The sequence below is a fragment of the Pseudomonas brassicacearum subsp. brassicacearum genome (genome assembly GCF_008801605.1).
Lineage (GTDB): Bacteria > Pseudomonadota > Gammaproteobacteria > Pseudomonadales > Pseudomonadaceae > Aquipseudomonas > Aquipseudomonas brassicacearum.
This window is the reverse complement of sequence record NZ_VZPJ01000008.1, coordinates 220,774-233,822: the sequence shown is the minus strand read 5'-3', so window position 1 is coordinate 233,822 and position 13,049 is coordinate 220,774. Positions and strand designations below refer to the sequence as shown.

The following is a 13,049-nucleotide window of genomic DNA, read 5'->3' as shown; positions in this document are numbered from 1 at the left end:
GAACCGGAATCAGCGAAGCCTAGGGCGATTGCCCTGCAGAGCGCAAGGCGCGCTGTCGAGGCTGGCTTGGCGCCACGCCCGGCCGGTGGCCTGGATCAACCAGCAGGTGAGGATGAACGGTGCCGTCAGGGGAGGCAGGCCGAGGGCGATAAAACCTGGGGTAAGCATGACCGCCAGGAGAATGCCCGCCAGCGGCAGCCAGGCTTGGCGGCGCTGTTGGCTGAGGGCCAGCGCCACCAACACCGGGTTGTAACCGCCAAGGCCGCAAAGAGCGGTTGCGTTTTCATGTTGCGACAAGGCGAAGGCCAGGCCGGCGGCGGAACCGAACAACGCCCAAGCAGCGGCACGACGGTCGGCCAGCAGCAGACCCGCCGCGATCAGCGCACCCGCCGCCGGATGGCCGAGAAACATGACCTGGCCCAGCCCGCTCAAATGCGCGGCCAACAGGTTGGGTACTGTCATTTCAATCGAGGTGGTTGGGGACGGCGGCAGGGTGAGACTCACCAGCAGCCAAGCCAACCCTACAAAAGGCGCGGTGTAGGCGGGCAGGCATCGAGGGCCACGGGTGCGCTTGAGCCATTGCTGGGTCAGCATCGCGCTGAGACCGCCTGCCGCGATGATCAACGGTGGCAACAGGACGGACCAGGGCAACGCGAGGCTCAGCAGCAAGCCCAGCAGAATGCCGTTGTAGCTGAACAGCCCGGCTTGCCGGTCGGCCTTGGCGTAACCGCGTCGCTGGGCCGTGAGCAACCCGGCCACCCCACCCAGCAACGCGCCGCCGAACAGGGCGGGCGCAGTGAGCAGAATCGCCAGCAGGCACAGCAGGCCGCACAACGGATGGCGCTGTAGGAAGATCTGGCTGAAGCCGTTGAGCAGGGCGGTGGCCCAGTCGGGGCAGTGGGTGTTGGGCATGGTTGATATATCTGATGGACCGAGTTGCCCTCATCGCGAGCAGGCTCGCTCCCACAAGGGTTTTGTGGTCGCCGCAAATCCAGTGTGGGAGCGAGCTTGCTCGCGAAGGGGCCAGTACAGGCGCTAGATCAACGTCTCAATGCGCAACGAATTGGTCGACCCCGGCTGCCCGAACGGCACGCCCGCAGTAATCAGCAAGGTATCGCCGCGCTGGGCCATGCCTTGGGCCTGGGCGATTTCCAGGGCCGTGGAACAGACTTCATCCACTTGCTTCAACCGATCGTTGACCACCGAGTGCACGCCCCAGGCCACCGTCAGGCGGCGAGCGGCCTGCAGGTTCGGCGTGAGGTTGAGGATCGGCACCGTAGGCCGTTCCCGCGCCGCCCGCAGGCTGGAACTGCCCGATTCGCTGTAGTTCACCAGCACCGCCACCGGCAGCACATTGCTGATACGGCGGATCGCGCAACTGATCGCATCCGACACTGTGGCCTCGGCTTTCGGCCGGCTGACATCCAATTGCGCCTGGTAGTCGGGGCCGTTTTCCACTTGGCGGATGATCTTGCTCATCATCTGCACGGCTTCGAGGGGGTAATCCCCTGAAGCGGTTTCCGCCGACAGCATCACCGCGTCGGCCCCTTCGGCCACGGCGTTGGCCACGTCGGTGACTTCGGCGCGGGTGGGTGCCGGGGAGAAACGCATCGATTCGAGCATCTGGGTCGCCACCACCACCGGTTTGCCGAGGGCGCGGCAGGTGCCGATGATGTTCTTCTGGATCTGCGGCACGCTCTCGGCCGGGACTTCGACACCCAGGTCACCGCGAGCAACCATGATCGCGTCGCTCAATTCGGCGATTTCCCGTAGTTGGGTCACCGCCGATGGTTTCTCGATTTTCGCCATCAGGAACGCCTTGTCGCCGATCAGCGCCCGGGCCTCGCGGATGTCCTCGGGTCGCTGGACGAACGACAATGCCACCCAGTCCACGCCCAGCTCCAGGCCGAAACTCAAGTCGCGCCGGTCCTTGGCGGTCAAAGGACTCAGGTCGAGCACGGCCTGGGGGACGTTCACGCCTTTGCGGTCCGACAGCTCACCGCCGTTGAGCACCTCGGTGTCGATGGCGTCGCTGTGCCTGGCGGTCACGCGCAGGCGCAATTTGCCGTCGTCCAGCAGCAGGTCCATGCCGGGCTCCAGGGCCGCGATGATCTCCGGGTGAGGCAGGTTGACCCGGCGTTGATCGCCGGGCGTCGGGTCCAGATCCAGACGCAGGGCCTGGCCGCGTTGCAGCAGGACCTTGCCGTCGGCGAACCGGCCGACCCGCAGCTTCGGGCCTTGCAGGTCCATCAGGATGCCCAGCGGGTAATTGAGCTGCTGCTCGACCTCGCGAATCCACTGGTAGCGCTGGGCGTGATCGGCATGCTCGCCGTGGCTGAAGTTCAGGCGGAAGATGTTCACGCCGGCCTGTACCAGCGCGCGGATGTCATCGATGCCGCGGGTGGCGGGGCCGAGAGTCGCGAGGATCTTGACCTTTTTATCAGGCGTCATGTTTGGGGTTCTCGAGGATCAGGATGGCGCGAAAGTCGTTGACGTTGGTGCGGGTCGGTTCGGTGACGATCAGCGCATCCAGGGCGGCGAAGTAGCCGTAGCCATTGTTGTTGTCCAACTCGTCGCTGGCGCACAGGCCCAGCTCGGCGGCGCGGCGATAACTGTCCGGGGTCATGAGGGCACCGGCGTTGTCTTCGGAACCGTCGATGCCGTCGGTGTCGCCGGCCAGCGCGTAGATGCCGGGATGACCCTTGAGGCTGTCAGTCAGGCTCAGCAGGAATTCGGCATTGCGCCCGCCACGACCGTCGCCGCGCACGGTGACGGTGGTTTCGCCGCCGGAGAGGATCACGCACGGCGCCGCCAGTGGCTGGCCGTGCAGGGCGATTTGCCGGGCGATGCCGGCGTGGACTTTCGCCACCTCCCGGGATTCGCCTTCCAGGTCACCGAGGATCAACGGGCTGAAACCGGCCTGGCGCGCCTTCACTGCCGCGGCCTCCAATGACTGCTGGGGGCGGGCGATCAATTGGAAGTGGTTGCGGGCCAGGCTCGGGTCGCCGGGCTTGACGGTTTCCGATGCCGGGCTGTTCAACCAGTTGCGCACCGAGGCCGGCACCTCGATCCGGTAGCGCTGCAGAATCGCCAGGGCTTCGGCCGACGTGCTGGGGTCGGCCACGGTAGGGCCGGAGGCAATGACCGTGGCAAGATCCCCGGGCACATCGGAAATCGCGTAGGTGTACACCGTCGCCGGCCAGCAGGCCTTGCCCAGGCGCCCGCCCTTGATCGCCGAGAGGTGCTTGCGCACGCAATTCATTTCGCCGATGGTCGCGCCGGACTTGAGCAAGGCTTTGTTGATCGATTGCTTGTCGGCCAGGGTGATGCCTTCGGCGGGCAAGGCCAACAGGGCAGAACCGCCGCCGGACAGCAGGAAGATCACCCGGTCGTCTTCGCTGAGGTTGCTGACCATTTCCAGCACCCGCCGGGCCACGGCCAAGCCGGCGGCGTCAGGCACCGGGTGGGCGGCTTCCACTATTTCGATTTTCTGGCAGGGCGCGCCATGGCCGTAGCGGGTCACCACCAGGCCAGACACTTCGCCCTGCCAGCAGCGCTCGACCACTTGCGCCATGGCTGCCGCGGCCTTGCCGGCACCGATGACGATCACCCGACCGCTGCGGCCGCTGGGCAGGTAGCGTTCAAGGACGTGTTGCGGATGGGCCGCGTCGATGGCTGTGGCAAACAGCTCGCGCAGCAGTTGTTGCGGATCGACCGACATGGCGGGCTCCCGGTTTTTATTATTAGTGTTGATGCGGACCCTGTGGGAGCGAGCAAGCTCGCTCCCACAGGGGGGAGTGCAGGGCTTATTTGTCGCGGATGGAGAAATTGGCCATATGCTCCAACCCCTTGATCAACGCGGAGTGATCCCAGTTGCTGCCACCAATGGCCGCGCAGGTGCTGAACACTTGTTGGGCGTTGGCGGTGTTGGGCAGGTTGATGTTCAGTTCCCTGGCGCCTTGCAGGGCCAGGTTCAGGTCCTTCTGGTGCAGGCTGATGCGGAAGCCTGGATCGAAGGTGCCCTTGATCATGCGTTCGCCGTGCACTTCGAGGATCTTCGACGAAGCGAAACCGCCCATCAGCGCTTCACGGACCTTGGCCGGGTCGGCACCGTTTTTCGAAGCGAACAACAAAGCCTCGGCCACGGCCTGGATGTTCAGGGCAACGATGATCTGGTTCGCGACTTTGGCGGTCTGGCCATCGCCATTGCCGCCCACCAGGGTGATGTTCTTGCCCATGGCCTGGAACAGCGGCAGGGCGCGCTCGAAGGCGGCGCTATCGCCACCGACCATGATGCTCAGGGTCGCCGCCTTGGCACCGACTTCACCGCCGGACACCGGGGCATCAAGGTACTGCGCGCCTTTTTCATTGATCTTCGCCGCGAACGCCTTGGTGGCGGTGGGGGAGATCGAGCTCATGTCGATCACCACCTTGCCCGCGCCCACGCCCGCCGCCACGCCGTCGGCGCGGAACAGCACGTCTTCGACCTGCGGGGTGTCCGGGACCATGACGATGATGAACTCGGCTTCCTGGGCCACTTCCTTTGGGTTGGCCAATGCCACTGCGCCACCGGCCAGCAGATCGGCCGGGGCCGGGTCGTGGTGCTGGGACAGGAGCAGGCTGTGACCGGCCTTTTGCAGGTTCAATGCCATGGGGTGGCCCATGATGCCGGTGCCGATGAATCCGATTTTAGCCATGGGAAAATCCTCTTGTTGTTATCGCTGCTTCAGGCAAATGGGGGAATGCTTTCCTGTGGGAGCGAGCTTGCTCGCGATAGCGGTGGGTCAGTGCCGGTGATGTTGGCTGTACCGACGTCATCGCGAGCAAGCTCGCTCCCACAAGGGGAGGAGTTGGGTCAGATCGCGTTATGGGTTTTCAGCCAGCCCAGGCCCGCTTCGGTGGTGGTCAGCGGCTTGTATTCGCAGCCGACCCAACCCGTGTAGCCGATGCGGTCCAGGTGTTCGAACAGGAAGCGATAGTTGATCTCGCCCGTGCCCGGCTCGTTGCGGCCCGGGTTGTCCGCCAGTTGTACGTGGTTGATCTCGCCCAGGTGCGCTGACAGGGTCCGGGCCAGGTCACCTTCCATGATCTGCATGTGGTAGATGTCGTATTGCAGGAACAGGTTGGCGCTGCCCACCTGCTCGCGGATCGACAGGGCCTGGGCGGTGTTGTTCAGGTAGAAGCCTGGAATGTCGCGGGTGTTGATGGCTTCCATTACCAGCTTGATGCCTTTGGCCTGGAGCTTCTCGGCGGCGTATTTCAGGTTGGCGACGAAGGTTTTCTCCACCAGGGTTTCACTGCAGTTCTGCGGGCGAATCCCCGAGAGGCAGTTGACCTGGGTGTTGCCCAGCACCTGGGCGTAGGCGATGGCCAGGTCGACACCGGCGCGGAATTCCTCGACTCGGTCCGGCAGGCAGGCAATGCCGCGCTCGCCCTTGGCCCAGTCACCGGCCGGCAGGTTGAACAGCACCTGGGTCAGGCCATTGGCGTCGAGCAAGGCCTTGAGTTCGGCGGAGCTGTAGTCATAGGGGAACAGGTATTCGACGCCACTGAACCCAGCCTTGGCGGCGGCTTCGAAACGGGCGAGGAAATCCTGCTCGGTGAACAGCATGGACAGGTTGGCGGCGAAACGCGGCATGGTGGTCTCCTGTAGATAGTTGGCAGGCCCCCTGTGGGAGCGAGCTTGCTCGCGATAGCGGTGTGTCTGCTTGCATCCATGTTGAATGTAGCGCCGTCATCGCGAGCAAGCTCGCTCCCACAGGGACGCCGTTCGGTCAGTCGAGTAGCGAAATGGCAGTCGGGGCATCGTTGCCCACAAGCGCCAGATCTTCAAACTCATTGACGGCGTTGATCTCGGTGCCCATGGAAATGTTGGTCACCCGTTCCAGGATGATCTCGACGATCACCGGCACCTTGAACTCCTCGATCATCGCCTGGGCCTGGCGCAGGGCCGGCTGGATACCGGACGGCTCGAACACTCGCAACGCCTTGCACCCCAGGCCTTCGGCCACTGCAATGTGGTCCACGCCATAGCCGTTGAGCTCCGGTGCGTTGAGGTTGTCGAAGGACAGCTGCACGCAGTAGTCCATGTCGAACCCGCGCTGGGCCTGGCGAATCAAACCCAGGTAGGAGTTGTTCACCACGACGTGGATGTAGGGCAGCTTGAACTGCGCACCCACCGCCAGCTCTTCGATCATGAACTGGAAGTCATAGTCACCCGACAGCGCCACGACCTTGCGGCTCGGGTCGGCCTTGACCACCCCCAGCGCGGCCGGAATGGTCCAGCCCAAAGGACCTGCCTGGCCGCAGTTGATCCAGTGGCGTGGCTTGTAGACGTGGAGGAATTGCGCCCCGGCGATCTGCGACAGGCCAATGGTGCTGACGTAGCAGGTGTCCTTGCCGAACACCTGGTTCATTTCTTCGTACACCCGCTGTGGCTTGACCGGCACGTTGTCGAAGTGCGTCTTGCGTTGCAGGCTGGCCTTGCGCTGCTGGCAGTCTTGCAACCAGGCGTCGCGGTTTTTCAGCTTGCCGGCGGCTTGCCATTCACGAGCCACTTCGATGAACACCGTCAGGGCCGAGGCGGCGTCGGAAACGATGCCCAGGTCGGGAGTGAACACGCGGCCGATCTGGGTCGGCTCGATGTCCACGTGAATGAACGTGCGGCCTTCGGTATAGACATCCACCGAACCGGTATGGCGGTTGGCCCAGCGGTTGCCGACGCCCAGCACCACGTCCGACTTGAGCAAGGTTGCGTTGCCATAGCGATGGGAGGTTTGCAGGCCGACCATGCCGACCATCAGCGGATGATCGTCGGGGATGGTGCCCCAGCCCATCAAGGTCGGGATGACGGGAATGCCGGTCAGCTCGGCGAACTCCACCAGCAGTTCGCTGGCGTCGGCGTTGATGATGCCGCCGCCAGCCACCAGCAATGGACGTTCAGCCTGATTGAGCATCGCCAGGGCTTTCTCGATCTGCACGCGGTTGGCCGCGGGTTTGGCCAGGGGCAGTGGCTGGTAGGCGTCGATGTCGAATTCGATCTCGGCCATCTGCACGTCGAACGGCAGGTCGATCAGCACCGGGCCCGGACGGCCGGAGCGCATCTCAAAGAACGCCTTCTGGAAGGCATACGGCACCTGGCCCGGCTCCAGCACGGTGGTTGCCCACTTGGTCACGGGTTTGACGATGCTGGTGATATCCACTGCCTGGAAGTCTTCCTTGTGCATACGGGCGCGGGGCGCTTGCCCGGTGATGCACAGGATCGGGATCGAATCGGCCGAGGCGCTGTAGAGCCCGGTCACCATGTCGGTGCCGGCCGGGCCCGAGGTGCCGATGCACACACCGATATTGCCGGCCTTGGTGCGGGTGTAGCCCTCGGCCATGTGCGAGGCGCCTTCAACGTGGCGAGCAAGGACGTGATCGATGCCACCCACCTTCTGCAGGGCGGAGTACAGCGGGTTGATCGCGGCACCCGGAATACCGAAGGCGGTGTCCACGCCTTCACGGCGCATTACCAGGACTGCGGCTTCGATTGCTCTCATTTTGCTCATTGTTTTGTGCCTCTTACGTTTTGTAATTGTATACAAGTGGCTTTGCGCAGAGTGTATTCACGGCAAACGGCGCAGGTCAATCCATTTCCTCAAGCATCTGTTTCATTCGTCGGAAGGCCAGGTTTTGCTGCGGCCTTTCATCGATCAAGGTGCTTTGTGAAAATTATTGTATACAAAAATATGTTTTGTTGTGTTCTATTTGTTGTGTTCGGTTTTTCTGAAAGTGAAGCCCGCAAGGCTCTCCCATAACAAAAGAAGGACAGCACCCATGAGCGTTCTAACCTTGAAAATCGCCGTCAACCTCGCCGGGCAAGCCCTTGCCGCCGGTCGTGAAATCAGCGCTGCGCCCCTGACCGTCGCGGTCCTGGACAGCGGCGGGCACCTGGTTGCCTTGCAGCGCGAAGACGGCGCCAGCCTGCTTCGCCCGCAGATCGCCATCGGCAAGGCCTGGGGCGCCATCGCCCTGGGCAAAGGCTCACGCCTGCTCGCCCAGGACGCCCAGCAACGCCCGGCGTTTTTCGCGGCATTGAACGGGCTGGGACAGGGCAACGTCGTACCGGCCCCGGGTGGGGTATTGATCAGGGATCAGGATGGGAAGGTGCTGGGGGCGATTGGTGTCAGTGGTGATGTTTCGGATGTGGATGAGCAGGTGGCGGTCAGGGCGGTGGAGGCGGTGCAGTTGAGGGCCGATGTGGGGATTACTGTTTGATTTTGCGGTGAATTGACGGGCCTCATCGCGAGCAAGCTCGCTCCCACAGGGCTTGATGTTCGACACATGATGTCTGAACACCGCAAGCCTAGTGTGGGAGCGAGCTTGCTCGCGATGACGATCTACCAGACACATCCAGCCAAGAGTCTGTCCGGCATTCAAAAATCTACAGGCCTAGCCTTTGATGACCTGATCATTGGAGAGGCGAAGGAATGCCTGATCTACCTGCTTCACGTCGTTTGCGCACCGGCCGTTACGGTGAGTTGAATCGAATCTATCTATTGACCACTAACACGGCTGAGCGAAAGCCGATTTTCCAGGATTTCGCTTTAGGTCGATTGGTCGTTGAGCAATTTAGGTGTGCCCAGGTTGAGAGAAGGGCGAAGTCATTGGCTTGGGTGATCATGCCTGACCATTTCCATTGGTTGATTGAATTGCAGCAAGGCTCGCTGAATGAGCTGATGCAAAAAACCAAGTCCTTGAGTGCTCGGGCGGTAAACATGTCCACAGGGCACAGAGGTAGCCTTTGGCAACCGGGATACCACGATCGAGCTCTGCGGCGGGAAGAGGATTTGGTAAAGCTGGCTCGCTATGTTGTGGCAAATCCACTGCGGGCAGGCCTGGTAGAGCGACTTGGCGACTATCCGCTGTGGGATGCCATTTGGCTTTGACTTGAAATCGAGTTGTCTTCAATCGCGAGCAAGCTCGCTCCCACAAGGGCGCCGCAAAACCCTGTGGGAGCGAGCTTGCTCGCGATGAGGGCTACTCAGTCTTCAGTCTGGCTCACACCCCTTCAACACCAACCGAATAATCGTCTGCGCCGCCGCTTCGTAATCCGCCTCATCGAGCTTGGCCTTGCCGGTCACGGCGCTGATCTGCCAGTCGAAATCGGCATAGGTCTGGGTGGCGGCCCAGATGCTGAACATCAGGTGGTTGGGGTCGATGGGGGCGATCTGGCCGCGGTCGATCCAGGTCTGGATGCAGGCGATGTTGTGCCGGGCCTGGGCGTTGAGTTGGTCCACCAGGTCGGGGCTCAGGTGGGGGGCGCCGTGCATGATTTCGCTGGCGAAGACTTTCGAGGCGAAGGGCAGGTCTCGGGAAATGCGGATCTTGGAGCGGATGTAGTGGCTCAGTACCTCGCCGGGCACACCGTCGGCATTGAACGGTGTCGAAGCCTGGAGAATCGGCTCGATGATGCTTTCCAGGACCTCGCGGTAGAGGTTTTCCTTGGATTTGAAGTAGTAGTAGACGTTGGGTTTGGGCAGGCCTGCCTTGGCCGCGATGTCGCTGGTCTTGGTCGCGGCGAAGCCCTTGTCGGCAAACTCTTCGCTGGCGGCACGCAGGATCAATTCTTTGTTGCGCTCGCGGATAGTGCTCATAAACCCAGGGGTTCCTTGCCTGTTCTGGCGGTGGCGCATGGTAGCACCGGCCTCGCGCGGCGCTCAAGAATGCCCAAGGCGCCGCGGCTCGCGGTATGCTGCGCGGCATTATTATTCAAGGAGCCCCTCCATGGCTGGAAGCAGTTTGCTGGTACTGATCGACGATATCGCCACCGTGCTCGACGATGTTGCGCTGATGACCAAGATGGCCGCCAAGAAGACCGCTGGCGTGCTCGGCGATGACTTGGCGCTCAACGCCCAGCAAGTCTCTGGTGTACGGGCCGAGCGGGAGCTGCCGGTGGTGTGGGCGGTGGCCAAGGGTTCGTTCATCAACAAGTTGATCCTGGTGCCATCGGCGCTGGCGATCAGCGCCTTCGTCCCGTGGCTGGTGACGCCGTTGTTGATGGTGGGCGGCGCTTATCTGTGTTTCGAAGGGTTCGAAAAACTGGCCCACAAGTTCCTTCACAGCAAGGCTGAAGACCAGGCCGAACATGCGCAACTGGTCGAGGCCGTGTCGGATCCGGCGGTCGATCTGGTGGCGTTTGAAAAGGACAAGATCAAGGGCGCGGTACGCACCGACTTCATCCTGTCAGCGGAAATCATCGCCATCACCCTCGGCACCGTTGCCGACGCCGCACTGACCCAGCAGGTGATCGTCCTGTCGGGCATCGCCATCGTCATGACCATTGGGGTCTATGGCCTGGTGGCCGGGATCGTCAAGCTCGATGACCTGGGACTCTGGTTGACCCAGAAGCCAGGGCAGGCCGCCAAAAGCATCGGCGGCGCCATCCTGAGTGCGGCACCCTACATGATGAAAAGCCTGTCGGTGATCGGCACGGCGGCGATGTTCCTGGTGGGTGGTGGCATCCTGACCCATGGCGTGCCGGTGGTGCATCACTGGATCGAAAGCGTGACGGCCAGCGCCGGTGGTGCCGGGTTTATCGTGCCGACGTTGCTCAATGCGGTGGCGGGGATTGTCGCGGGGGCGGTGGTGTTGGTCGGTGTGCTGGCGGTGGGCAAGATCTGGAAAGCGCTGAAAGGCTAAAAGTGACAACACATAACCCCTGTGGGAGCGAGCTTGCTCGCGATGAGGGCCTGACATCCAACATTAATGTTGCCTGACAGACTGCTATCGCGAGCACGCTCGCTCCCACAGTGGGTTTTGGGGTGGCCGAAAGTTATTCGGCAATCTGCAACTTGCGCGACTCGGTGTACACGTAGCGCACCTTCTCATACTCGAATGGCGAGTTCAGTTGCCCATAGCGGAAACCGGTCTGGTAGCGCTTGTCGACGCCGCGCAGAAGCAGCAGCTCCGGGTGGTTGGAACTGACTTCGGAGACGTTCAGGTAGTTGATCGCCGATTCGGCTGTGTAGTCCACCAGCAGGCCTGAGGTGTCGCGCAGGTTCGACGGGCCGAAGATCGGCAACACGAAGTAGGCGCCGCCCGGTACGCCGTAGAAGCCCAGGGTCTGGCCGAAGTCTTCGCTCTGGCGCGGCAGGCCCATGGCGGTGGCTGGGTCCCACAGGCCGGCGATGCCGACGGTGGTGTTGAGCAGCAGACGCGCCGTGGTTTCCATCGAACGCTTGCCCTTGAATTGCAGCAGGCTGTTCATCAGGTTTGGCACATCCCCCAGGTTATTGAAGAAGTTGCTGACCCCGGTGCGCACGAAGCTTGGCGTGACGTAGCGGTAGCCATCGACCACGGGCAGGAATACCCATTGGTCGAAGCGGTAGTTGAAGTGGTAGACGCGGCGGTTCCAGGACTCCAGCGGGTCATAGACGTTCAGGGCGTTGAGGGTCGAGCGCTCGAATTCGCGCTGGTCCAGGCCAGGGTTGAACTTGAGCTTGCTCAGCGGCTCCTTGAAGCCGTCCGAATCCACCACCACAGGCGCATTGGCCTTGCTGTTGTCGGCGTGGACCATGCCCGCACTCATTAACGCAGCGATAAGCAGCAGATATTTAGCCACGGAAGAACTCCAGCATGGCGTCGCTGTTGACGCGGTAGTTAAGGTTGCCGCAGTGGCCGCCCAGTGGATAAACCGTGAGGCGATCGCCAAAGGTCTTGCGCAGGAAGCCCAGGTCGCCCGGGCCGAGGATGACGTCGTCGGCATTGTGCATGACGGCAATCTTCGGGCTGTCATGCAGGTAATCCTTCAGCGCGTACAGGCTGACCTGATCGACCAGTTGCAACAGGCTGCCGCCGTCAGTGCGCGCGCGCCACATCGGGATCACCTGCTCGGTGAGGTAACAGTCGAAATCGCATTGCAGCGCACGCTTGAGGAACGGCGTCAGGCTGGTGCTTTCGGTAATCGGGAACTTGGGCGGGATGATCAGCCCGCGGCGGTTGATCAGGTCCGAGGTGAACGCGATGTCGGCGGCCGAGAAACGGAACGAGGTGCCGATCAACATGGCCATCTGCTCGTTGCTCAGGTGTTGCTTGGACTGCTGGAAGTCGTAGAGCAGGGCATCGTTGAGGTCGATGTAGCCTTTTTGCTGGAAGTAGCGCGTCAGCTTGTTCAGCACCAGTTCATAGAAGGTGGTGGTGTTGTTGATACCCTTGACCTCGGTCTGGACCAGTTTGTCCAGGTTGGTGATCGAGGTGTAGAGGTTCACCGGCGGGTTCAGCAGCAGCACCTTCTTGAAATTGAAGCTGCGCCGGGTTTCGTCCAGGTGTGCGACGAAGGCCGCATCCAGGGCGCCGAGGCTGTAGCCGGTCAGGTAGTACTCGGTCACGGGCAGCTTGGGGTTCTGCGCGCGCACGGCTTGCATCACCCGGTACATGTCTTCGGCGTCTTCCTTGGAAATGCCTGGCGTGGCGAAGCGCGAAGCGGCGCTCATGAAGTCGAAGCTGGTGGGCGAGGACAACTGCACCACGTGGTAGCCGGCCTTGTAGTAGAGGCGCTTGAGGTATTCATTAATGCTACTGTCAAAGCGCGCACCGGTGCCGGCGATCAGGAAAATCAGCGGTGCGGGTTTGTCCTGGGTGGCCATGCGGTATGTGAGGCTTTTCACCGGCCAGAAGTTGTCCGGCAGGATGAACTCGCGTTCCGGGCGCAGGGTCAGGCTGTGGTCTGCCTGGTTGATGTCTTCGATCAGCGGCAACTCCGGACGCAGGTCCGGTGGCGTGGTGGCGATGGTCGCCTCGAACGGGTTGGTCAAGGGGTAGCCATAGCTGGCGGCGTCAATATCTGCCGCCAGCGCGGACGCACTCAGGATAAGGCCGCCGAGAAGGGCAGCGAAGCGCAAGGAACGGAGCATGACTGGATCCCTTAGAGGAAGGTGCCGAATGAGGTTCGCAGGCTATGACCACCGAAGCGGAGCCAAGTGCCATGATGGGCACAAAACAGGCACGGACGGGGCGCGATAGTAGCGGGAAGATACACGGTCGTGCGTGCTGGCGGCTAGTTATCT

The 13,049-nt window shown here is 62.1% G+C and carries 12 protein-coding genes; 3 read left to right on the top strand and 9 right to left on the bottom strand.

Annotated features, from left to right (window positions below; genetic code table 11):
* Positions 1-9: 9 nt before the first annotated feature.
* The 6 genes from F7R20_RS19600 to gcl form a co-directional block, all read right to left on the bottom strand.
* A complete protein-coding gene (locus F7R20_RS19600; RefSeq protein WP_003204470.1) occupies positions 10-912 on the bottom strand; it encodes an urea transporter in 903 nt (300 codons plus the stop codon).
* Positions 913-1,035: 123 nt separating this feature from the next.
* Positions 1,036-2,451: a pyruvate kinase gene (gene pyk / locus F7R20_RS19590; protein WP_003204469.1), complete on the bottom strand. Its 1,416-nt coding sequence runs from the start codon at positions 2,449-2,451 to the stop codon at positions 1,036-1,038.
* Entirely contained in the window at positions 2,441-3,721 is a 1,281-nt protein-coding gene (locus F7R20_RS19585) for a glycerate kinase type-2 family protein (RefSeq protein ID WP_003204468.1), read from the bottom strand. Before F7R20_RS19585 ends, pyk begins: the two co-directional genes overlap by 11 nt.
* Positions 3,722-3,806: 85 nt before the next feature.
* A complete protein-coding gene (locus F7R20_RS19580) occupies positions 3,807-4,697 on the bottom strand; it encodes a 2-hydroxy-3-oxopropionate reductase (protein ID WP_003204466.1) in 891 nt (296 codons plus the stop codon).
* Positions 4,698-4,855: 158 nt separating this feature from the next.
* Positions 4,856-5,638 carry a hydroxypyruvate isomerase gene (gene hyi / locus F7R20_RS19575; RefSeq protein ID WP_003204464.1) on the bottom strand — a complete coding sequence of 261 codons (783 nt, stop codon included), beginning with the start codon at positions 5,636-5,638 and terminating at the stop codon, positions 4,856-4,858.
* Between the two features lie 136 nt (positions 5,639-5,774).
* Entirely contained in the window at positions 5,775-7,550 is a 1,776-nt protein-coding gene (gcl, locus tag F7R20_RS19570) for a glyoxylate carboligase (protein WP_003204462.1), read from the bottom strand.
* A 268-nt stretch (positions 7,551-7,818) separates the two neighbouring features.
* Here gcl and F7R20_RS19565 point away from each other — a divergent pair, with 268 nt between their 5' ends.
* Positions 7,819-8,259, top strand: a complete 441-nt coding sequence (locus tag F7R20_RS19565; RefSeq protein ID WP_003204460.1) for a GlcG/HbpS family heme-binding protein — start codon at positions 7,819-7,821, stop codon at positions 8,257-8,259.
* Between the two features lie 212 nt (positions 8,260-8,471).
* Entirely contained in the window at positions 8,472-8,930 is a 459-nt protein-coding gene (locus tag F7R20_RS19560) for an REP-associated tyrosine transposase (protein WP_003204457.1), read from the top strand.
* A 102-nt stretch (positions 8,931-9,032) separates the two neighbouring features.
* Here the strand turns inward: F7R20_RS19560 and F7R20_RS19555 are convergent, their stop codons facing one another.
* On the bottom strand, positions 9,033-9,638 hold the full coding sequence (locus tag F7R20_RS19555; RefSeq protein WP_003204456.1) for a TetR/AcrR family transcriptional regulator: 606 nt from the start codon (positions 9,636-9,638) through the stop codon (positions 9,033-9,035).
* 130 nt (positions 9,639-9,768) lie between these two features.
* Between F7R20_RS19555 and F7R20_RS19550 the strand changes: the two genes are divergently transcribed.
* Positions 9,769-10,683, top strand: a complete 915-nt coding sequence (locus F7R20_RS19550; protein ID WP_003204454.1) for a DUF808 domain-containing protein — start codon at positions 9,769-9,771, stop codon at positions 10,681-10,683.
* A 133-nt stretch (positions 10,684-10,816) separates the two neighbouring features.
* Here F7R20_RS19550 and F7R20_RS19540 read toward each other — a convergent pair whose 3' ends face one another.
* Together F7R20_RS19540 and F7R20_RS19535 are read right to left on the bottom strand one after the other, a co-directional pair.
* Positions 10,817-11,605, bottom strand: a complete 789-nt coding sequence (locus tag F7R20_RS19540) for an MlaA family lipoprotein (protein WP_003204451.1) — start codon at positions 11,603-11,605, stop codon at positions 10,817-10,819.
* Entirely contained in the window at positions 11,598-12,896 is a 1,299-nt protein-coding gene (locus tag F7R20_RS19535; protein ID WP_003204449.1) for an alpha/beta fold hydrolase, read from the bottom strand. The genes F7R20_RS19540 and F7R20_RS19535 overlap by 8 nt, the downstream gene beginning before the upstream one ends.
* Between the last annotated feature and the right edge of the window lie 153 nt (positions 12,897-13,049).

Excerpts from the sequence above, each read along its gene's own strand:
- F7R20_RS19600 (WP_003204470.1), bottom strand. The coding sequence starts at position 912 with ATGCCCAACACCCACTGCCCCGACTGGGCCACCGCCCTGCTCAACGGC.
- pyk (WP_003204469.1), bottom strand. The coding sequence starts at position 2,451 with ATGACGCCTGATAAAAAGGTCAAGATCCTCGCGACTCTCGGCCCCGCC.
- F7R20_RS19585 (WP_003204468.1), bottom strand. The coding sequence starts at position 3,721 with ATGTCGGTCGATCCGCAACAACTGCTGCGCGAGCTGTTTGCCACAGCC.
- F7R20_RS19580 (WP_003204466.1), bottom strand. The coding sequence starts at position 4,697 with ATGGCTAAAATCGGATTCATCGGCACCGGCATCATGGGCCACCCCATG.
- hyi (WP_003204464.1), bottom strand. The coding sequence starts at position 5,638 with ATGCCGCGTTTCGCCGCCAACCTGTCCATGCTGTTCACCGAGCAGGAT.
- gcl (WP_003204462.1), bottom strand. The coding sequence starts at position 7,550 with ATGAGCAAAATGAGAGCAATCGAAGCCGCAGTCCTGGTAATGCGCCGT.
- F7R20_RS19565 (WP_003204460.1), top strand. The coding sequence starts at position 7,819 with ATGAGCGTTCTAACCTTGAAAATCGCCGTCAACCTCGCCGGGCAAGCC.
- F7R20_RS19560 (WP_003204457.1), top strand. The coding sequence starts at position 8,472 with ATGCCTGATCTACCTGCTTCACGTCGTTTGCGCACCGGCCGTTACGGT.
- F7R20_RS19555 (WP_003204456.1), bottom strand. The coding sequence starts at position 9,638 with ATGAGCACTATCCGCGAGCGCAACAAAGAATTGATCCTGCGTGCCGCC.
- F7R20_RS19550 (WP_003204454.1), top strand. The coding sequence starts at position 9,769 with ATGGCTGGAAGCAGTTTGCTGGTACTGATCGACGATATCGCCACCGTG.
- F7R20_RS19535 (WP_003204449.1), bottom strand. The coding sequence starts at position 12,896 with ATGCTCCGTTCCTTGCGCTTCGCTGCCCTTCTCGGCGGCCTTATCCTG.